At 26.1% G+C, this 23302-nt stretch carries 16 protein-coding genes, 2 tRNA genes, 3 rRNA genes and 1 pseudogene; 19 read left to right on the top strand and 3 right to left on the bottom strand.

Features of this window, described 5'->3' with window-relative positions; all coding sequences use genetic code 11:
• The 16 genes from BN7997_RS13910 to BN7997_RS13835 all read left to right on the top strand — a co-directional run.
• A 23S ribosomal RNA gene (locus BN7997_RS13910) occupies positions 1-92 on the top strand; the annotation flags it as partial.
• Between the two features lie 116 nt (positions 93-208).
• Positions 209-282 (top strand) — tRNA-Gly (locus BN7997_RS13905).
• Positions 283-297: 15 nt separating this feature from the next.
• Positions 298-414: ribosomal RNA gene (rrf, locus tag BN7997_RS13900) — 5S ribosomal RNA — on the top strand.
• 40 nt (positions 415-454) lie between these two features.
• Positions 455-528, top strand: a tRNA-Gly gene (locus BN7997_RS13895).
• A 15-nt stretch (positions 529-543) separates the two neighbouring features.
• Positions 544-660 (top strand): 5S ribosomal RNA (gene rrf, locus BN7997_RS13890).
• A gap of 74 nt (positions 661-734) precedes the next feature.
• Complete coding sequence (locus BN7997_RS13885) at positions 735-1181, top strand: hypothetical protein (protein ID WP_071121331.1); 447 nt, start codon at positions 735-737, stop codon at positions 1179-1181.
• A 53-nt stretch (positions 1182-1234) separates the two neighbouring features.
• Entirely contained in the window at positions 1235-1414 is a 180-nt protein-coding gene (locus tag BN7997_RS13880) for a hypothetical protein (protein ID WP_071121330.1), read from the top strand.
• 114 nt (positions 1415-1528) lie between these two features.
• Positions 1529-3433 (top strand): hypothetical protein, encoded by a 1905-nt coding sequence (locus tag BN7997_RS13875; RefSeq protein WP_071121329.1) that lies wholly within the window; start codon positions 1529-1531, stop codon positions 3431-3433.
• Positions 3433-5643, top strand: coding sequence for an ATP-dependent helicase (locus tag BN7997_RS13870; protein WP_071121328.1), 2211 nt, complete (start codon positions 3433-3435; stop codon positions 5641-5643). The genes BN7997_RS13875 and BN7997_RS13870 overlap by 1 nt, the downstream gene beginning before the upstream one ends.
• 21 nt (positions 5644-5664) lie before the next feature.
• Entirely contained in the window at positions 5665-6447 is a 783-nt protein-coding gene (locus BN7997_RS13865; protein ID WP_071121327.1) for a PD-(D/E)XK nuclease family protein, read from the top strand.
• Positions 6437-9880: a helicase-exonuclease AddAB subunit AddB gene (gene addB, locus BN7997_RS13860; RefSeq protein ID WP_071121326.1), complete on the top strand. Its 3444-nt coding sequence runs from the start codon at positions 6437-6439 to the stop codon at positions 9878-9880. Before BN7997_RS13865 ends, addB begins: the two co-directional genes overlap by 11 nt.
• Complete coding sequence (gene addA / locus BN7997_RS13855) at positions 9880-13632, top strand: helicase-exonuclease AddAB subunit AddA (protein ID WP_071121325.1); 3753 nt, start codon at positions 9880-9882, stop codon at positions 13630-13632. Before addB ends, addA begins: the two co-directional genes overlap by 1 nt.
• A gap of 59 nt (positions 13633-13691) precedes the next feature.
• Entirely contained in the window at positions 13692-14510 is an 819-nt protein-coding gene (gene folK / locus BN7997_RS13850) for a 2-amino-4-hydroxy-6-hydroxymethyldihydropteridine diphosphokinase (RefSeq protein WP_071121324.1), read from the top strand.
• Between the two features lie 244 nt (positions 14511-14754).
• Positions 14755-15543, top strand: coding sequence for a 7alpha-hydroxysteroid dehydrogenase (gene hdhA / locus BN7997_RS13845; protein ID WP_071121323.1), 789 nt, complete (start codon positions 14755-14757; stop codon positions 15541-15543).
• Positions 15544-15845: 302 nt separating this feature from the next.
• Complete coding sequence (locus BN7997_RS13840) at positions 15846-16730, top strand: DMT family transporter (RefSeq protein WP_071121322.1); 885 nt, start codon at positions 15846-15848, stop codon at positions 16728-16730.
• A 77-nt stretch (positions 16731-16807) separates the two neighbouring features.
• Complete coding sequence (locus tag BN7997_RS13835) at positions 16808-17971, top strand: class I SAM-dependent methyltransferase (protein ID WP_071121321.1); 1164 nt, start codon at positions 16808-16810, stop codon at positions 17969-17971.
• 133 nt (positions 17972-18104) lie between these two features.
• On the opposite strand, the gene BN7997_RS13830 is transcribed toward BN7997_RS13835, so the two are convergent.
• Entirely contained in the window at positions 18105-18656 is a 552-nt protein-coding gene (locus BN7997_RS13830) for a Gx transporter family protein (protein WP_071121320.1), read from the bottom strand.
• A gap of 2 nt (positions 18657-18658) precedes the next feature.
• The gene (locus tag BN7997_RS13825) at positions 18659-19051 is read right to left on the bottom strand and encodes a NusG domain II-containing protein (protein ID WP_083335129.1); all 393 of its coding nucleotides are present in this window, start codon (positions 19049-19051) and stop codon (positions 18659-18661) included.
• Between the two features lie 256 nt (positions 19052-19307).
• Here BN7997_RS13825 and BN7997_RS13820 point away from each other — a divergent pair, with 256 nt between their 5' ends.
• Positions 19308-20339 (top strand): FAD:protein FMN transferase, encoded by a 1032-nt coding sequence (locus tag BN7997_RS13820; RefSeq protein WP_071121319.1) that lies wholly within the window; start codon positions 19308-19310, stop codon positions 20337-20339.
• A gap of 461 nt (positions 20340-20800) precedes the next feature.
• Here BN7997_RS13820 and BN7997_RS13815 read toward each other — a convergent pair whose 3' ends face one another.
• Positions 20801-21475: a nitrite/sulfite reductase domain-containing protein gene (locus BN7997_RS13815; protein ID WP_071121318.1), complete on the bottom strand. Its 675-nt coding sequence runs from the start codon at positions 21473-21475 to the stop codon at positions 20801-20803.
• A 273-nt stretch (positions 21476-21748) separates the two neighbouring features.
• Here BN7997_RS13815 and BN7997_RS13810 point away from each other — a divergent pair, with 273 nt between their 5' ends.
• Positions 21749-22999 (top strand): HlyC/CorC family transporter, encoded by a 1251-nt coding sequence (locus BN7997_RS13810; RefSeq protein ID WP_083335128.1) that lies wholly within the window; start codon positions 21749-21751, stop codon positions 22997-22999.
• Positions 23000-23087: 88 nt separating this feature from the next.
• Positions 23088-23302 (top strand): annotated as a pseudogene (locus BN7997_RS13805) (IS5/IS1182 family transposase); the annotation flags it as partial.

Genomic DNA, 23302 nt, shown 5'->3' with positions numbered 1-23302 from the left:
ACCCCAGGAAGACTACCTGGTTGATAGGTCGAAGGTGTAAGTGCAGTAATGTATTTAGCTTATCGATACTAATAGGTCGAGGACTTGACCAAGATAAATGATGGATTTGAGCAACGGATATGACCGAAGCGGTAGCAAGGGAATATCGTTGGCGAAATGTCAATTTTAAATGATATGCAGTTTTCAGAGTATTAACTCTAAAATTTATGCGGGTGTAGCTCAATGGTAGAGTTCCGGCCTTCCAAGCCGGCTGTGAGGGTTCGATCCCCTTCACCCGCTCCAATTTAAATAAGATTATGTGGTTATTATAGCAAAGAGGATACACCTGTTCCCATACCGAACACAGAAGTTAAGCTCTTTAGCGGCAATGGTACTTGGTGGGCAACCGCCTGGGAGAGTAGCACGTAGCCACGTAATCTTTTTTTNTTTTCAGAGTATTAACTCTAAAACTTATGCGGGTGTAGCTCAATGGTAGAGTTCCGGCCTTCCAAGCCGGCTGTGAGGGTTCGATCCCCTTCACCCGCTCCAATTTAAATAAGATTATGTGGTTATTATAGCAAAGAGGATACACCTGTTCCCATACCGAACACAGAAGTTAAGCTCTTTAGCGGCAATGGTACTTGGTGGGCAACCGCCTGGGAGAGTAGCACGTAGCCACGTAATCTTTTTTTATTTTTATCACCTTTAAAACTCATATTCTATATAATAATAGAAAGACACTAAGAGGTGAGTTTATGAAAAACGTATTCAATGCATCAGAAGAATTATTTTTTGATATATTAATAATTGCGTTACTATCTTTCCTTTATTTTAATTACATTTCTATGAGTGAATTCACATTACTATTAGGGTTAATATTCAGTTTTATATATTTTGGAGTAAACTTTTATATAGGATATAAATATAAACTTAAATTTATTGATTCATTAATTGTAGGCATAATGGGTTCGGGTATGGGAATATTCCTTATATTTTTTTCATTTTATGCAGAGTTCATTTTAAAAATGCCTAACTTTGCCAATTGGATAGCTATACCTTATTTTATTCCTACAATGTCTATTGTCAAACTATTTTCTATAAACATAAATTATTTATATGCACCAGTTTTAATGATTATAAATATAATTTTAGTTGTAATTGGATCTATTACTAAAAATATTATGAATAAATCATCTTTATAAAATAAATACTTATATTATGATATAAAAATATTATATAAAGATCAGGTGATTGTATGTATGAAGTAGAAATGAAATATGCAGATTTATTTAATGTAGATACTTTAAATTTTACTTGCGAAAACTTTAATATAAATGATAAAGGATATAAATTTGAAAATATTACTATGGACAATTTTATATTAAATGACCTAGAAGTTAATAATGAAGATATAGCTTTAATAAAAATTAAGTAAAAACAGCCATTTTGGCTGTATTTTTTTGTATAATATAAATTTATTTAACTTTAAGAATTAAAAATTTTCTATATGATATAATTACAATATGATAATAAATAACAGAGGTGTTTAATGAAATATTTATTTAGAGAAAATAATAATGAAGTTAAAGTAAATAAAATACTTGATTTATATAGAAAGTTATTAAATGAAACTAATAATAGGTCTAAATGTATAATGCTTATAGTTCCAAATGCAACATCAAAATTAAACTATGAAAGAGAATTAAATATAGATATAAGTGAAGAATTAAATATAACTACATATAGTAGTTTTATTAAAAGAGAAATAATAAAGTTTTGGCCTTTAATTACTGAAAAGTGTAATCAAATTATAAATAAATCTATATCTCCTATATTTATTCCAAGTAGTTTATCTGAATATATAATAATAAATAAGTTTAATGAGCAAAGAAATGCTAGTGGGTATTTTCAAGATATTACAGGCACAAATAGAAGTATTGCAAATAGTATAAGTAATAATATAAATAAGGCAGCATTAGCTTTAATAGATTTTAAAACCATAGGGGAAAAGATTTATTTATCTAAGAGAAATAGAGATAGTATAATGCGATTTTCTTATAGCCAGATGGATGAAATAATAGATTATTATATAAATAAACTATTAGAAAATTCTATGATAGATAATTCAATAGCTATATATTTATATGAAAATTATTTAATAAATGATGATAGATATATAAATCACTTAAGTCAAGAAATTAAATATCTTATAATAGATAGCTTAGAAAGTTGTAGCAATGCTGAAGTTAATTTTATAAATTCATTATCAAATTATACTTTAGGTACATATATTTATTTCAATAAAACTAAGGATTACTCAGTATTTAACAATATAGATATGGAGTATATTTATGAAAATATAATAAATAAGATTGAAAATAACATAAATAGTGTAAATTCAATCAAAGAGATAGAAAATATAGACTTGTCTGATATATATTTATTACCCACAAAAGTTAAGTTAAATGAATCTAGCCAATTGTATAGTGAGATGATTGATGAAGTTATAATCAAAGTTATTGAACTTGTAAATAATGGAATAAGATTGAAAGATATAGCCATTATATCTCCAATAAACAACACTATATTAGATTACCAAATTAAAAATGTCCTAAACCGTAATGAAATAAAGGTTTTTAATACTAAAAAAAATAATAAAATAATAGACTATCCATACTCAAATGCCTTAGTAGTTGCTACATGTATTTTTTATGGATATGAAGATTATATAAAAGAAGATGAGTATATAAGTTTTATAGAAATTCTACTTAATGTAAATATGATACAAGCATATAAAATATATAGAAATAAAGAAGTGGATGAGAACTATAAGAACTTAGAACAATATATAATATCTAAAAGAAGTGAAAATTTAAAGATAAGTGAATTTTTAATAAAGTTCTATATAGATAAAATGTTAAACCTTAAAGAAGGAATTGAAAATGTAGATGTATGCAAAAACATAATTTATGAAAGTGAAGCATTTATAGAAAATATAAAGTTATTAGGTATTAATAATAATAAAGAAGAAGAGAAAGTATTTATAGAGGTGCTTAAAAGTACTATAAATGACTATTATAGAGTATCTGATATAGCAGATTTAAAAGAGTCTAATAGCATTATTTTGACAACTCCGTATTCATATATATCATATGATATAAATAGACCTATTCAAATTTGGGTTGATATAGGAAGTAATGCTTGGAATATGAAAATAGAAAAAGATATAAGTAACTTAATTGTTCTTAGAAAATCGTTTAAAGAAAAGCAAATATATACAAATGAAATGGAAGAATACTATAAAAAATATTATTTATACAATCTAATATATAATTTGCTTATAAATGCAAAAGAAGTGTATGCTTATAAGAGCGAATATACAGTAAATGGTTATATACAAGAAAGTATATTATATAGTATTTTATTGAAATTAGTATCTAAGGGAGATGTTTAATGAATAATATAAACTACAGAGAGGACCAGTTACCTATAATATCTTATGAAAATGGTACAATGGCAGTACCAGCAGTACCAGGAGCGGGTAAAACTTTTATAGTTACAAACTTAGTTGCAAAGTTATTATGTGAAAATAAGCATAAGGGCGGGAAAATACTTATTTTAACTTACATGAATAGTGCAGTAAGTAACTTTAAGGGAAGAATAAAAAAAATACTACAAGATAATGAAATAAAAGAAGAAAATTCATATGAAGTTATGACAATACATAGCTTGGCAGTAAAAATAATCAAAGAAAAGCCAGAAATAGTAATGTTAAATGATGAATTTAATATAGCTGATGATTTACAAAAAAATATTATATTAAATGAATGTATAAATAATTTTAAATTAAATGGTGGGCAAAGAGCATTTGTATGGTTTTTAAAAGATCAAAAAGATAACGAATGGAAAGATAGGATGTTAGATGCTTGGGAAAATGGATTTTATGACCTTGTAGGAAATGCTATAGGAGAATTAAAATATAATGATATTTCACCATTTGACTTAGAAAGAATGATAGATAGTGATTATAAAGGAATATTGAAAATAATTTTACCTATATATAAGGAGTACGATAGAAAGTTAAAGCAACATGGATTATTAGATTACGATGATATATTAATCTTAGCTCATAAGGCTTTAACTTTAGATGAAGGGCTAAGAAATAAATTTCAATCTAGATATAAATATATATTTGAAGATGAATGTCAGGACTCAAATGAAATACAAGGCAAAATAATAAAATTAATATCTAAAGAAAATAACAATTTAGTAAGAGTCGGAGATATAAATCAAAGTATAACAGGTACATTTTCATCATCAGATCCAAAGTACTTTAAAGAGTTTATAAGAGAAGCAGATAATTGCTATAGAATGGACATGTCTAACAGAAGTTCTAAAGATATTATAGATTTAGCAAATAGACTTGTAAAATATGTTACAAAAGAGTTTAATCAAATAGAGTGCAGAGAAGCTTTAGAAGCTATGGATATAAAGACAGTTCCCGAAAATATGGGTTATAAAGAAAATCCAAAGCCTGACGTGTATAGTATAAATACTAAAAGATATATTACTTGGAAAGATGAAGTAGAGAAAACTGTAATATATGCTAAGAATATAAAGAAAAAATATCCTGATAAAAGTATAGGTATATTAGTTCCATATAATGAACAAATTACACAAGTTGCAAGGGTATTAATTGATAATAATTTAGAATTTGAAGAATTAGGACCGAACTCATTAAATAAGAGAAGAATATTAGTTAATATATCATATATAATAGATTTTATATTAAATTGTGATGATATAGAAAAGCTTGTATTAGCTTTAGATAAAGTTTTTATACATACAGATAATGAATTAGGAAAATCAGACTTTTTAGAATTAATAAAAGGTTATACTACAGAAGAACTTATATATAATGAGAATAATAAAGACTTGATAATAGATACAAACAGTGATGTATATAAGGGATACATAAAAGGAATAAATGCTATTAAAGAAATATTAGAGTATCCTATAACAAGATTAGATTTATTAATATTATTTATTGGAGAAAAATTAGAGCTAGAAAAAGAAGATAGAGCAGTGATTGATTATGTATCTTTTTATATAAAATATTTATCACTAGAAAATGTAAATATGTCTCTTATAGATGTATATGAAATAATATCAAATACTAAGAATAGAGTATTTAACTATATTATAGATGTTGTATATGAAATGAATGGATATGAACCAGAGCCAGGGAGTATAACAGTATGTAATTATCATAAGTCAAAAGGTTTAGAATGGGATTGTGTGTTTTTATTAGGACTTGTACAATATAATTTTCCAGATAACACAAAACAAAAGTTTCAAAGTGATAGATGGTATCTAAAAGATAGGTATAAAAACCCAATAGCCATAGTAAAATCAGAAATAGATAATATACTAAATAAGAACGTAGGTACAGACTACATGTATCAAAGTAAAATAGATGTTATAAATGAAAAAATAAGATTGTTATATGTTGGAATAACAAGAGCTAAGGAAATGTTAATATTATCATGTAGTTCATATAAAGATGAAACTGAAATTGGTAAGAAAAATAAAGAACAAAAACCATCTATATATATAAATGAACTGGAAAAACATATTCAACAAAAAAGAAGTATAAAAGCTTAATATAAAGAGAGGTTATAAGTTTTGAATAATAAATTAAAGTATTTTATATACAGTCAAAACTCAATTAATACTTATAAATCTTGTCCTACAAAATTTAAATATAAGTATATAGATAAAATAAATTGGAAGTATGATGACATAGAAAGTAGAGAATATTACGATAGCTTAAAAGTAGGAAGTGAATTTCATCTATTATGTGAAAGATACTTTAGCAATATTCCTTTAGGATTAAATGAATATACTAATCCTAAATTTAAAGTATGGATAGATAAAATAAAAAATATGTTTCCTATGAATAAAAAAAATAATAAAATTTATCTTCCAGAATATGAAGTAAGATTTAATTTAGACGGAAATATAATAACAGCAAAATATGATTTAATAATTATAGATGAAAATAGCATAGAAGTATGGGATTGGAAAACTGAAAATGTAAAATTAGAATACATTAAGGTTAAAGATAGAATTCAGACTGTAGTTTATATGTTTTTAGCAAAAGAGGCAGTTTGTAAAATATTTAATTTAAATATAGATTACAATAACATAAAAATGAAATATTATCAGCCACAGTATGATGATATACCTATAGAAATTATATATAATGAAAGACAACATGAACTTAATAAATCTAATATAATTAGATATATAGATATGATAAACAATACAAATTACGAAAAAAATGATAACTATAAGTATGAGCTTATTAAAAATGATAAGCATTGTAGTTTTTGTGAATTTAATAAGCTATGTAATAGACAGGATGTAGTTTATAGCATGCTAGAGGAGGATATATATGAGTGTTAAATTCATATTAGGTAGAGGAGGAAGTGGAAAGTCTACCTATATGTTAGATAAAATACAAGAAAGAGTTCAAGATAATGAAACATCTCCAGTAATTCTTTTACTTCCAGAACAGTATACATTTGAAATGGAAAAAAGGATTAGTAAACTATTCTCAGGAGATAAGAAAGATAAATATTTAAGAGCAAGGGTCTTAAGTTTTAAGACTATGGGTAATATAGTATTTTCTAATGTAGGTGGATTAACTGATGTTAATATAAATTCAAGTGGTAAGGCTATGATAACTTATAGAGCGATAGAAAGTGCTAGTAATGACCTTGAAATATTTTCAAAATCAGCGTCTCAATCAGGGTTTGTAAATTCTATATCTGAGATGATAAGTGAATTAAAACAATTCAATATAAGTTATGAAAAACTAGAAGTAATAGCAGAAGAGATAGAGAATGAAACATTAAAATTAAAATTAAAAGATTTAAGTAAAATATATAAGCAATTTGAAGAAAAGTTGCATGAAAATTATATAGATTCTCAAGATATGCTAAATTCATTAGCCGAAAAAATAGAAGCTTGTGATTATTTTAAAGATGCTTATATATACATAGATGAATTTACTGGATTTACACCGAATCAGTATAAAGTATTAAGAACAATTTTTAATAAAGCTAAGGAAGTAAATATAAGCTTAACTGTAGATAACCCACATTTACTTACATATAGTAAGAGTGATGCATTTTCTAGAACAAAAGATACATATGCAAAAATAGTTAAACTTTGTAATGAAGAAGGTATAAAGTTATTACCTTCTGTAGATTTAAATAAAGATGTCCTACCTAGATTTAAAAATAGTAAAGAATTGCAGCACTTAGAAAAATATTATAATTCTTACCCATATAAAATTTATGAAGAAAAGACTAACAATATATTTATAAAAGAATTTAATAACTTATATTCTGAGGTAGAGCAAGTTGCAAAAGAAATAGTAAATTTAGTAAGAGATAAAGGTGTAAGATATAGAGATATAACAGTAGCTACTAGGGATTTAAATAAATATGACTTTTTAGTTAGGTCTATATTTAATGAATATAAAATACCAAACTTTATAGATAAAAAAAGAGAAGCAAAAGCAAACCCTATAATAGTACTTATCATCTCTGCATTAGAAATGAAAAATAGACGATATAGTTATGAAACTATGTTTAGATATTTAAAAAGTGGACTTATAGGAATAAGTAAAGAAGATATAAGTTTACTTGAAAATTATGTATTGGCTAACGGAATTAAAGGTAAAAAATGGTTTGAAGATAAGTGGGAATATAGATTATATCATAATATAATATCTGATGAGAATGATTACGAAGTAGAAGTAAGAGAAAAGGTTAATGAAATAAAAGATAAAGTACTGAGTCCTATAATTACTTTACAAGAAAAGCTAAAAGGTAAAAATAAAGTACAAGATATATGTAGATATGTATATGAGTTTTTACTTGATATAAATATGCCAGAAACTATTGAAAACTTAGTAATTAATTTTAAAAATAAAGGTGAACTAGATATAGCTAACCAGTATTCTCAGGTATTTAATATAGTGGTAGAAATACTTGACCAAATGGTAGAAATAATGGGTGAAGAAAGTATATCCTTAGATAAATTTGTAAAGCTAATAAGTTTAGGATTTGATGAATATGAATTAGGGTTAGTTCCACCAAGTATAGATCAAGTTCTTGTAAGTAGTGTAGATAGAATGAAAAACTCAAATACTAAGTATCTTTACTTAATAGGTACAACTGATGGAACTTTTCCACTTATAGCAAAAGATAATGGATTATTAAGTGATAGTGATAGAGAAAACTTACAAAAAAAAGGTGTAGAAGTAAATATAGATAGTAAAACTAAAACTTTTGAAGAACAGTTTTTAGTTTATAAGGCATTAACATCAACTAGTGAAAATTTAATAATAACTTATCCTATAGCAGACCATGAAGGTAAAACATTAAGACCTTCTGTTATAATATCTAGGTTAAAAAAATTATTCCCTAATATAGATAACAAAAGTTATTTAATAGAAGAAGATACAAATAGTGATAATGATGTTTTAAATAAAATAAGTACTAAAGCACCAACTTTTAACGAACTTATAAATAAAATAAAAGAGTTTGATGATACAAAAGAAATAAATGACATTTGGCTAGATGTATATAGATATTATATAACTGACGAAGAGTACAAAGAAATAGCTAAGAAGGTTATAACAGGATTAACATATACAAATCAGGTAGAAAAAGTAGAAGAAGAAAAGATAAAGAAATTATATGATAACACAGCTCTTAGCGTATCGAGATTAGAAACTTATGCAAGATGTCCATTTGCATATTTTATGCAATATGGATTAAAGGCAAAGGAAAGAAAAGAATATTCATTTACAGCTCCTGATTTAGGCACATTTATACATAATATATTAGATACATTCTCTAAGAATATGGAAAAAGATAAATTAACTTGGAGAGATATAAGTGAAGATTATATAATAGAACAAGTTTCAAGAATAGTTGAGAATATAGTATCTAAGGTTCCGGGGTATATTCTTGAAAGTTCATCAAGATATAGATATTTAGCATATAGATTAAAGAAAATGCTTATATCTGCAATAACTATAATAAGTGAGCAAATAAAGCAAGGATCATTTGAGCCAAGTGACTATGAAGTAGACTTTGGAGTATATGGAAAATATCCTCCTATAAAAATAGTATTAACTAATGGAGAAGAAATAAACTTAAGAGGACAAATTGACAGGGTAGATGAGCTTAATAGTGAAGAAGGAAAATATATAAGAATAATTGATTATAAATCTAGTAAAAGAGAATTAAGTTTAACTGATATATATCATGGTTTACAACTTCAATTATTAGTTTACTTAGATGCAATACTAGAAAGTAATATTGGAGCAAAACCAGCTGGTATATTATATTCATCAATAGATGACCCTATAGCTAAATTTGATGAAAATAAAGAAGATGATGATATAAGAGAAGAAATTCTTAAAAAATTAAAAATGCAAGGTTTACTTATAAAAGATCCTAACATAATAAAAGAAATGGACAAGTCATTAGCAAGTGGAGAAAGGTCTACATCACTTATTATACCTGCAAACTTAAATAAAGATGGAAGTTTAGGTAGATATACAAAAGGTGTTACAATAGAAGAGTTTGAAGTAATAAGAAAATATGTAAAAGAAACTATAAAAGATATATGTGAAGATATGCTTGATGGAAATATAAGTATAGCTCCTTACAAGAATAAAGATAAAAATTCTTGTGAGTTTTGTGAATACTCATCAGTATGTCAATTTGACAGTAGTTTAAAAGATAATAATTATAAAATAATAAACAAAAAAAGTGATGATGAAATAATAAGAATGATGAAGGGAGAGGTTGAATAATGAGTTCTCCTAAATGGACAAAAGAACAACAAGCAGTTATAGATAGTAGAAATTCAAATTTATTAGTAGCTGCTGCTGCAGGTTCTGGAAAAACAGCGGTACTAGTTGAACGTATAATACAAATGATAACAGATAAAGATAATCCAATAGATATAGATAAATTATTAGTTGTTACATTTACAAATGCAGCGGCATCTGAGATGAGAGAAAGAATCGGTGATGCTATAGGTAAAGCTTTAGATAAAGAACCAGAAAATACTCACCTACAAAAACAATTAGTACTTTTAAATAAAGCAAGTATAACAACAATACATTCATTCTGCTTAGAAGTTATAAAGTCTAACTTCCATAAAATAAATTTAGATCCTAACTTTAGGATAGGAGATACAACAGAATGTACATTATTAAAGCAAGAAGCGATAGAAGATGTATTTGAAGCGTTGTACGTGGAACAAAATGAGGGATTTTTAAACTTGATAGAAAGTTATGCGGAAAAAAGAGGAGATAGTAATGTACAAGATATAATTTTAGGAATATATAATTTTTCAATGGCATCTCCAGACCCTAAAAAATGGTTAGAAGATTCAGCAGAAAAATTTAACATAGATGATAACTTTGACTTTTCTAAATCAGATTGGGCTAAATCGATATTAGGTACTGTTTATATGGAAATAGAAGGAATAGAATCTAGTATGAAAAAGTCACTAGAGGAGCTTTATGGTATTGAAGAGTTGGAAACTTATTTACCTAAATTTAGAAATGACTATGAAGGTATAAAAAGAATATTAGATGCTTGCGAAGAAAAAAATGACAATGCATGGAATGATACTTTCATGGCCATGTCATCTATTGAATTTGAAAACTATACTAAAGGAGTAAAAAGGCTTCCAAAGGATACTCCAGATTATATAACTGATATTAAAAAAAGAGCAGATGATATAAGAAAAAATGCTAAGAAAACAGTACAAGATATGGTTTCTTCAATTTTTAGAAAAGAAAATGATGATATAAAAGAAGAAATTAAATACTTATACAAAATAGTAAAATCAATATCAGATACAGTTCTTAAGTTTGAAGAAGCTTATAGCAATAAAAAGAGGGATAAAGGAATTATAGATTTTAATGATATTGAACATTTTGCATTAAAAATACTTATTCAAAAGGATGAAGATGGTAAAGATATTCCTTCAGATATAGCATTATCTTATAGAGAGAAGTTTGAAGAAATATTTATAGATGAATATCAAGATAGTAATTTTGTTCAAGAAGTACTTTTAAGTAATATAGCTAAGATAAAAACTCCAAATAGATTTATGGTTGGAGATGTAAAGCAAAGTATATATAGATTTAGACAAGCCAAACCAGAAATATTTTTAGATAAATATTCAAAATATGATACAGAAAAAGGTGCATTACATAGAAAAATAATGCTTTATAAAAACTTTAGAAGTAGAGAAGAAGTTGTAAACTGCGCAAATTATATATTTGAAAATACTATGAGTAAACAAATCGGTGATATTGATTATACTGAAGATGAAAGGCTTAATTTAGGTGCAGTATTTAAAGAAAATGAAAATGAAAATGCTATAGTTGGAGGACCTTCTGAAATTCATATAATACAAACTAAAGCAAATATAAATGACTCAAAAGATGATAATGATAAGGAATTATCTGATGAAGAGGAAGAAGAAATAGACAACATTCAAATAGAAGCTAGAATGGTTGGTAAAATAATACAAGAAATGATGAATCCTAAAAGTGATGGAAAGATTCAAATGGTTTATGATAAGAAACTAGATGATTATAGACCAGTAGAATTTAAAGATATAGTAATATTACTTAGAGCAACATCTGCTTGGGCTCCAGTATTTGCTGATGAACTTATGAATATGGATATACCAACATATGCAGATATAGGTGTAGGATACTTTGAAACAATAGAAATAAAAACAATAATGAGTTTATTACAAGTTATAGATAATCCTATGCAAGATATACCTCTTTTAGCTGTACTTAAGTCACCTATATGTGGATTTACTCCTGAAGAACTTATAGATATAAGAGTAGAGGATAACCAAAGAACTTTTTACGAGGCTTTAGAAAAGTATAGTAATCAAGAAGATGAGATAGGTCATAAGTGTTTAGACTTTTTAAATAAATTACAGGACTATAAAGAAAAGTCATTGTATATGAGTACAGATGAATTTCTATGGTACTTATATACTAAAACAGGATATTTTGCATATGTTGGAGCATTACCAGGAGGGTTTCAAAGACAAGCAAACTTAAAAATATTGTTTGAAAGGGCTAAACAATTTGAAGAAACAAGCTTTAAGGGTATATTTAATTTTATAAACTTTATAAGCAAATTGAAAAAGTCAAATACTGATATGGGTAGTGCTAAGACACTTGGAGAAAATGCAAATGTAGTTAGAATTATGAGTATACATAAAAGTAAAGGACTAGAATTCCCTGTTGTTATATGTTCAGGAATGGGGAAAAACTTTAATAACCAAGACTTTAGAAAAAGTATATTATATCATCATGATTTAGGATATGGTCCAGAGTTAGTTGATTATAAAAGAAGAATATCTTATCCAAGTATAGCAAAGGAAGCTTTAAAAAGCAGAATAAATATAGAAAACTTATCAGAAGAGATGAGGGTTTTATATGTTGCATTTACAAGACCAAAGGAAAAATTAATTATAACAGGCTCTTCTAGAGATATAAACAAGAGTATAACTTCATGGTCAAATGGAATAGGCTTAAATCAACCAATATCTAAATATAAAATTCTAAAAGGACGAAGTTTTTTAGATTGGATAATGCCATCAGTATTAAAGCATAAGGATTTAGAAAATATTAGAGAAATGGCGGAAGTAGAGTTAGACTACATAGACAATCATCCATCAAAATGGGAAGCTAAAATTTGGTATAAAGAAGATGTAATTTTAGAAACTAAAGAAGATGAAGAAGATAAATGTGTAAGAGATACATTAGAAAATTTAGATATAGATAAACCAAGTACTTCTTATTATGATAAAATAAAGGAAAAGTTAGATTATAAATATAAATATGAGGTATCAACAGAAAAACCAGCAAGTATATCTGTAACTGAAATAAAGAAAATACAAAATTCTTATGAAGAAGAGTTTACTCAAGATATATTTAATACAAAAATAAATTTAAAGAAACCTTTATTTATGCAAGAAAAAACTGAAGATAAAATTACTGGTGCTGAAAAAGGAAATTTAGTCCATTTAATAATGGAACTTTTAGATTTTAATAAAATAAATACTATAGATGAAATAAAAGATCAGATAAATACATTTATAAAGAAAAATATCATAACTGCAAAACAATCAACTGCTATAAATCCATATAAGATATATAAATTCTTTAAATCAAATATTGGACAAAGAATGCTTAAATCGCCATTTTTAAAGAAAGAGCAACCTATATACTCACAAATAAAAATTAAGGATGTATATATATATGAAGATTTAAACTTATACGATGATGAAACTATAATGCTTAGAGGTATTATAGATGCATACTTTGAAGAAGATGAAAAGATAGTAATAGTTGATTATAAAACTGACTTTGTAAATGATGAAAATAAAGAAGAGGTTATAAATAGATATAAAAAGCAATTAGATTTATATGCTGAAGTTGTAGAAAATCTTACAGGAAAAGAAGTTAAAGAAAAATGTATATACTTATTTAGTATTGATGAAGAAGTATCAATATAATACATTTATAGATTAAAGATAAGATACTTTAAAAATTATACAATTAGGGAGATTTTTAAATGGATAAAATACATATAAAAGATTTAGAGATAATTGGATTTCATGGAGCAATACCAGAAGAAAAAGTTTTAGGTCAAAAATTTGTTTTAAGTTTTGAATTAGATGTTGATCTTCGTCAAGCTGGAAAGAATGATGATTTAACTAAGACAGTTCATTATGGAGAATTAGCTCAAAAGGTAGAAGAAGAATTTACTAAAACATCTTATGATTTAATAGAAAAAGCGGCTGAAGAGATATGTGAATTTGTATTACTTAACTATCCTTTAGTAAAAAAGGTAAAGTTATTACTAAAAAAACCATGGGCGCCAACTAGAAAACATGTAGAATATGTAGCTGTTGAAATTGAGAGAAAATGGAACAAAGTATATATAGCTGCAGGATCTAATCTAGGAGATAAGGAAGAAACTTTAAAAGAAGCTATATATAAAATAGATAAAAGAAAAGACTGTGTAGTTACAAAAGTATCTAATTTCTATACTACTGATCCAGTAGGATATGAAGATCAGGATCAGTTTGTAAATTGTGTATTTGAAATAAATACACTACAAACACCAAGTGAACTTATGGATACTTTATTAGAAGTTGAGAAAGACTTTAAAAGAGAAAGAATAATAAGATGGGGCCCAAGAACTTTAGATTTAGATATAATATTTTATAATGATATAATTTCATATGATGAACACATACTTATACCTCATCCGAGAGCTCACGAAAGACAATTTGTTATGAAACCTATGTGTGATATAAATCCATATTATGTACACCCTATATACAGAAAGAGGGTAATGGATATATCTAGCGAATTAGGTGAGTTATAGAATATATAGCCCTTAACTTAAAATTTTATTTTAGGTTGAGGGTATTTTTACGATAAAATACTAATTTTTAAAAATATATAAAGAGACTATTTATAAAAATTATGATTTTTAAGTTAAGGACACAGTCTATAGTGGTATAAATTAATTGACAATAAAAAACTATTAATTTAAAATAAAATGAAAATTGATGGTAATTATATATAATATTAATAAAAAAACAAAAAACATCAAAGGAGTGACATACATGAAAAGACTAGAGGGTAAAATAGCATTAGTTACATCAGGGACAAGAGGAATAGGGCTTCAAACTGTTAAGACATTAGCAGCTAATGGAGCAACAGTGTATATAGGGGCAAGAAGATTAGATGCAGCACAAGAAATATGTGAAGAATTAGAAGTTGATAATTATAAAGCAAAACCAGTTTACTTTGATGCAACAAAAGAAGAAACTTATAAAACAATGGTTGAAGAAGTTATAAAAGATGCTGGTAGAATAGATATATTAGTAAATAATTTTGGAACTACAGATGCACAAAAAGACAAAAATCTAGTAGATGGAGATACAGACACATTCTTTGATACAGTAAATACTAATTTAAAAAGTGTATACTTACCATGTAAAGCAGTGGTTCCTTATATGATAGAAAATGGTGGTGGAAGTATAATAAATATATCTACCATAGGCTCTATAGTACCAGATTTAGGAAGACTTGGATATGTTGTTTCAAAGTCAGGTGTAAATGCACTTACAGAAAATATAGCAGTTCAATATGCTAGACATAACATAAGATGTAATGCAGTTTTACCAGGTCTTATAGCTACAGATGCAGCACTTAATAATATGAGTCAAGAGTTTATAGATTCGTTTTTAAAACATGTTCCACTTAATAGATTTGGATTACCAACGGATATAGCTAATGCAGTATTGTTTTTAGCAAGTGATGAATCATCATTTATAACAGGAGAAATATTAAGTGTAGCAGGAGGATTTGCTAAACCATCACCTTTATATGGAGATAACGTTAGAGGATAAATTTTAAAGGGTATTGTTAATAATATATATTAGCAGTACCCTTTAATTTTTTAATTATATACATATTTAATTTAGAATAATATATTTGATATAGTAGGCATCAATCATATAGGAACAATCAAAAATATACTTATTAAATACTGTTAAATGATAGAAATTTATTGACTATTTAAATTAATAAATATATTCTTATAAAGGATTAATTGAGAATAATAAAATATATGGTAAACATATAAGTTTTTAATATATAAATATATATTAAGGCTATAAAATATAATAAATATACAAGAAGGAGATTAGATGTGAGTAAAACAATAAGTTCAAACAGAACAAAAGGAATAATATGTATAATATTATCTGCTCTAGGCTTTGCACTAATGTCAGCATGCGTAAAGCTAGCAGGAGATTTACCTAACTTTCAAAAAGTGTTTTTTAGAAATTTAGTATCTGCAATTATAGCCCTATACTTAATACTTAAGCATAAGGGAAGTTTCACAGGAAAAAAAGAGAATAGAAAGATATTATTGATGAGATCTACATTTGGAACTATAGGTGTAATTTTAAATTATTATGCCATAGATAAACTGGTACTATCTGATGCAAATATGCTAAATAAATTAAGTCCTTTCTTATCAGTACTTCTATGTGCATGGTTTTTAAAAGAGAAAATAAATAAAAGACAAATAATATCAATTTTAATTGCATTTACAGGTGCATTACTAATAATAAAGCCTACATTTAGTATAGAAGTTATACCATATTTAGCTGGTATCTTTGGTGCATTGAGTGCGGCATCAGCGTATACTTGTTTAAGAGTATTAGGAAATAAGGAAGAATCTTATACTATAGTATTTTTCTTCTCAATGTTCTCATTAATAACTATTTTACCGATATTTATATATGTGTATGAACCAATGACAACATCTCAATTAATATATTTACTTTTAGCAGGAGTATTTGCTAGTTTAGGTCAGTTTGGAATAACACTAGCATACAGATATGCACCAGCTAAAGAAATATCTATATTTGATTATACTAATATAATTTTCTCTGCTATACTTAGCATATTTATATTTAATCAATATCCAGATATACTAAGTACTATAGGATATATAGTAGTATTCTCTGCAGCTTTTTATACATTCTTATATAATAAAAAATTAGATAAAATGGAAAAGGAAAATTAGTAAAAATAGTTTGAATTAATTTATTATATACAATAATATGGTTATATATAAAATAACTAATGATAAGGTGTGACTAAATGGAAGAATTAAAAAAATCAATTAAAGAAATAGTAGAACAAGACATTGTAAAAGTAGTTATAAGTAATAAAAAAGATAAAGAAGAAAAATATAATAAGATAGTAATTTTACTTAAAGAGAATTCTAAGAAAAAGTATTATCAAATAGAGAAATATACAGATAAGCAAGTATTCCATGAAAATATTGAACTAAATATGTTAGAAGAAAAAATATTAGAGTTTATGGAATCTAAGTATAAGCAACTTTCTGCATGGGCAACAGATATGAATTTTGACTTAAAAATTTCTAAAAAAAATAAGGTATTTCTAGGAAAGAAAAAAAGTAATAATTCAAACATTATTACCAAAGGACATAATAAAGAAAAAAATTATATCTTAAAAGAAGGTACAATAATACAACCACTAATAGATTTAGGTGTATTTACAAAAGAAGGAAAAGTTGTAAATTCTCAATATGATAAGTATAAGCAAATAAATAGATTTATAGAAATTATAGACGATGAAGTAAAGAAAAATAACTTTGAAGAATTAACGGTACTAGATTTTGGATGTGGAAAATCATACTTAACCTTCGTTTTATATTACTACTTTACTGAAATAAAGAAAATTAATGTAAAGATGATAGGATTAGATTTAAAAGCTGATGTTATTAAAAAATGTAATGATATAGCTAAAAAATATAATTATGAAAATTTAAGTTTTGAACTTGGTGATATAAATGGATTCAAATATAATAATAAAGTTGATATGGTAATAACTTTACATGCATGTGATACTGCAACTGATTACGCTTTATACAATGCTATAAAGTGGAATACAAAGATGATATTCTCAGTACCGTGTTGTCAGCATGAATTTAACAGTCAAATGAAACCAGAAAATTTACCGATATTATCTAGATATGGAATAGTTAAGGAAAGAGTATCGGCACTTATGACAGATGCCCTTAGAGCTAATTTGTTAGAGGTTTTAGGATATAAAACTCAGTTATTAGAGTTTATAGATATATCTCACTCACCTAAAAATATTTTAATAAGAGCATCAAAATCAAATATATCAAAAGAGAAAAAAGATAGAGCTTTAAAAGAAGTTAATGATTTAATAAAAGAATTTAATTTTAATCCAACATTATACAATTTATTAAAGGAAGATAATTTAATATAATAAAAAAGTCATCCCAAAACGGATGACTTTTTATATGCTAAAGTATTAGAAAATGTATGTGCTATGGATAACTTGTAATCTAATAATTTTTTTGAACAATGATATATCACTAGCAGCATAAGTAGGTTAAATTTTATATTTCAATTTTATCTAAATTTAACATCTTATTAAAATAAGAAGTTTTAGAAAAATGATTCAATATATAGTTAGCAGATAAACCTATAAATATACCAGTACCAATACCTGCTATAGATAATATAGGTAAATATAAAAATATATTGAAATTTTTAAATATAATAGATGCAGCAAATAATTGACCGACATTATGAAATACAGCAGCAGAAGTGCTAACCCCTATAACTGATACATATCTTTTACCTAACTGTTTCACTAATATTGTTACTATAAAGCTTAATACTCCTCCTGAAATGCTATATAGTAGGGATGAAATACTACCACCTAGGATAGAAGATAATAGTATTTTAAGTATTAATATAATAAAAGAATCTTTGTAGCTATCTAAAGTATATACAGAAATAACTATAATTAAATTAGCAAGTCCAAGTTTAGCACCTGGAGCTATAAATGGAATAGGTAGTATACGCTCGATTAAAGATAGTACTAAGGCCATAGAAACAAGTAGACCCATATAAACCATTTTATAAATTTTATTCTGTTTAGTCATAATTAATGAGATAGTATCAAATCATCAGAACTATCATATTCATCTCCTTTTATTTCTATTATTAATTCGTTAGGTAAGCATATTAATGTTTTACCCACCTTAGAAATACTTCCCTGCTTAATACAAAGTTCATCCTTACAATCAGCGTCTAAAATCTTTACTTCATTGCTATTTATAACAATTGTATTATTTCCATGATCGGTTGATATTGATAATCTTTTTTCAAAAGCCAAGGGCAAATCAATAGTAGTATGTACTTTGCCATTGACTTTAATAGTAGCATATAAGTTTTTATTATTTTTAGATACTACATTAGAATATATAAGATTTGGTATGAATGAAAAAGTTATAAGAACTACTATTATAACGAAATCCATCTTTTTAAAAATTTTCATAATAATCCCCTTAAAATTTAAAGTAAAAAATTAGTATAACTAGATTTTAGAGTAAAAAATTACTATATGGCAATATAAAAATAGTTTTAATATAGTAAATTTGAAATATTAGTTAGAAAAATAGATAATATAAAATTTTAATATATTACTTAGAGTTAGTTTATTGACTTTAGATTTACTTAATGATAAATGTATACTATATAAAATATTAAATATATATTATTAACTTACATTAAAATTTTATGGGGAGAATATTATGAGGAAAAAATTACTGACTATGATTGTGATATCTATTTTAGCTATGGGAAATATAGGGTGTGCTAAAGAAGATATTAATCAACCAATAAGCCAAACAGAAATATTTATGGGGACTCCAATAAGTATAACGCTTTATGATGGAGGTAATCAGAAAATTTTAGATAAGGTATTTGAAAAGATTGTAGAGATAGAAGATTTAGTTAGTATTAATAAAGAAAATACTGAAATAACAAAGTTGAATGAAAGTGCTGGAGTAGAGAAAGTAAAACTTAGTAATTTAAGTTATGATATATTAAAAAAGGGAATAGAATACTCAAAATTATCTAATGGTAGTTATGACATTACTATAGGTCCATTAGTTAAATTATGGAGTATAGGTCTTGAAGGTGCTAAAGTACCAAGTAAGGATGAAATAAATGAAGCCATAGGTTACATAGATTATAACAATATTGAAATAAATGATTCTACTAAAGAAGCATTCTTAACTAAAGAAGGTATGGAAGTAGATCTTGGAAGTATAGCAAAAGGATATGCAGCTGATGAGGTCGTTAAGATACTTAAACAAGAAGGTATAAGAAGTGCGATAATCGATTTAGGTGGAAATATATATGCATTAGGATCAAAGAACTCGGATAATAACTGGAAGGTAGGTATACAAGATCCATTTAGCGATAGAGGTAAAGTTATTGGTGCAGTTGAGGTTTTTGATAAAACAGTTGTAACAAGTGGAATCTATGAAAGATTTATAGAAGAAGATGGAGTAAGATATCATCATATTTTAAATCCTAAAACAGGGTATCCATATGAAACTGATATAGCTGGTGTATCTATAATTGCAGATAATTCAATAGATGCAGATGCTTTATCTACATTAACTTTTACAAAGGGGGTAAAAGAAGGTCTTAAATTTGTAGAGAATTTAGATAATGTAAATGCAATATTTATAACAAATGATAAAAAAATATATTTAACAGAAAATATAAAAGATAACTTTAAACTTATGAGTAATGATTTTGAGATTAGTAATTAGAGTAAAATAAATATTTTACGTATAAGTAAATATTAAAACAAACAGAAATCATGAAAATGCATTAAATAGATTAGCATTTATAACAAATGATAGATATAATTTAGGATTTGATAATAAATTAATGAGAATATAATTAAAAAAAGTGGCGTCTACAAGGGGGAGTTTGTAGGCGCCATATATACTTATTAGGGGGAGAGATATATAATTTCCGCTCTCAGTAATAAGTATTAACAAATTATTACTTTATATACATTATAATAGAAAAAAACCACCTACGGGGGGGAGAAATAGGTGGTTTAAAATATGGGGAGAATTTTTATTTATATCCGATCACTAAAATATTTACAGGAGTTTTGTTTTAAAGTTTTAGTTTTATTTAAGAGAAACCTTCAACAAGCTTCTCTTAATATAACATATGTATATTTAGGCGAAATGTGATAATTTTTAAGATAAAAAAAAATTTATTGTATATATTTGTCTAAATTTATCATAGATTTAAATGTATCAAAACCTATAGAATCAATATATGAACCTAAACGTTGTTTATTATTTGCATTATTTGAATATATATTAACTATTTCGTCTACTAATTCTAAAACTTTATCATCAGGAACGTTCATTATAAGCCTATCACCAAGTCTAGGTATTGTTCCGCCTTTTCCTCCAACGAAAACTGTCCATCCTTTAGGAGTTCCCATTAAACCGATATCACGTGTATGGTTATCAGCACAACTATTCGGACAGCCACTAACACCTATTTTTAACTTATTAGGTAGATCCATACCATGGTATCTATCATCAAGCTTTAATCCCATAGATACAGAATCTCTAAAACCTCTCTTACAAAAACTTGTTCCAGGACAAGTTTTTATACTTCTTACACATAGCCCAATTGCAGCACCAGGCTTCATGCCTAAGTCATTCCAAGCACTGTCTATATCATCCTCTTTTAGTCCTACTAAAGCTATACGTTGTGCTGCTGTAATTTTTATTGCAGAAACATTATATTTATCTGCAACATCAGCAAGTTTTCTAAGTTGATCTGATGTAACTAGCCCTGCAGGGATATGAGGTGCTATAGCGTATGTTTCTTTATCTCGTTGGAGTACAGCACCTTTATCAAGTAAATCTTTCATAAATATACCTCCTTATTTAATATGATATTATTATGTGAAAGGAGTGCATATTTTATCCGAGATATATAATTTTATAGAATACAACATAAACTATGATTATATAAATATATAAATTATAATATATACTGAGAGAAAAATATAATTTGAATACTGATTATATAAAGTGCAAAATATAATATAAGAAATTATAAGAGTTTATATTATTTACCAAACACAGTTAAGTATGATATAATCTATTACAATTAAAATAAAAAATTAGGAGTGTGGTAAAGGTTGGATTCGACCGGTATTTTGATTCAAACTATAGCATTAGTGATACTACTTATAGGATCAGGCTTTTTCTCTGCATCAGAAACATCACTAATGTCATTAAGTAAAATAAGAATAAGGCATATGCAAGAAGAGGGCGTTAAGGGAGCAAAGCTAGTTGCGAGCTTAATAGAGGACTCAAATAAGTTATTAAGTACTATATTGGTTGGAAATAACGTTGTAAATATAGCAGCAACATCTATATCTACATCCTTATTTATGACATTGCTTGGAAGTAATGGTGTACCTGTAGCTACTGCAGTAATGACAGTTTTAGTATTATTATTTGGAGAAATAACGCCTAAAACTATAGCTGCTAATAATTCTGAGAAAGTTGCTATCTTTGTATCAAGGCCAATAAAGGTAATTATATTTATATTAAAACCTGTAGTATGGGTATTTAACCTAGTTACAGGAGTAATATTTAAAATATTAGGTGTAAAAGATAAAAGCAATCAACCATATATAACTGAAGAAGAGTTAAAAACTATGGTAAATGTAAGTCACGAAGAAGGAGTTCTTGAAATAGAAGAAAGACAAATAATCAACAATGTATTCCAATTTGGTGACATGCAAGCTAAAGAAGCTATGGTACAAAGGTTAGATATGATAGCTATAAATAGCGAAGATAAATATGAAGAAATAATAGAAATGTTTAAAAATGAAAAGTTTAGTAGAATGCCTGTATATAATGAATCTATAGATGATATAATAGGTATTTTAAATATAAAAGACATAATCTTTTTAAGTGATGAAGAAATACAACAATTTAATATAAAAGATTATATAAGAGAGCCATTCTTCACATATGAGTTTAAAAAAATAACACAATTACTTGAAGAAATGAAAATAGAAAAAAGTCAAATGGCTATAGTTGTAGATGAGTATGGAGGAACAGCAGGACTTATAACTATAGAAGATTTGGTTGAAGTAATAGTTGGCGATATAGAAGATGAATATGATGAGGAAGAAGAAGAAATACAAGTAATAAAAGAAGATGAATACATTGTAGACGGAAGTATAAAAATTACAGATGTAAATGAACTCATAGGTGTAAGATTAGAATCAGAAGAATTTGATTCTATAGGAGGATATATAATAGGACATCTAAGACGCTTACCTGAAGAAAATGAAGTAATCGAGGTAGATAATATAAAATTCTGTATAGAAAGTTTAGATAAAAATAGAATAAAAAAGGTAAGAATTTTCACATAAAATAAAACACTATATAGTGTTTTATTCAGAGCGTAGACAAAGTCTACGCTCTTTTATTTTTGTCAATACTCTTTATGAGGTGATAAATATGTTAACTATAAGAAAAGAAGATTTTAGAGAAGATGAAATAAATGTGATATTAGATAGATTAGTTCCTGAAAATCATCTAGTAAGAAAAATAGAAAATGCAATAGATTTTAGTTTTATTTATGATAAAGTAAAAGACTTATACTCTCCGTTAGGAGCTCCAAGTATAGATCCAGTTGTTTTAATAAAAATAGTTTTAATTCAATATTTATTTGG

Origin of the sequence: Romboutsia timonensis (assembly GCF_900106845.1) — a bacterium.
GTDB lineage: Bacteria > Bacillota > Clostridia > Peptostreptococcales > Peptostreptococcaceae > Romboutsia > Romboutsia timonensis.
The sequence above is the reverse complement of the archived record's forward strand: the minus strand, read 5'-3'. Positions and strand labels throughout refer to the sequence as shown.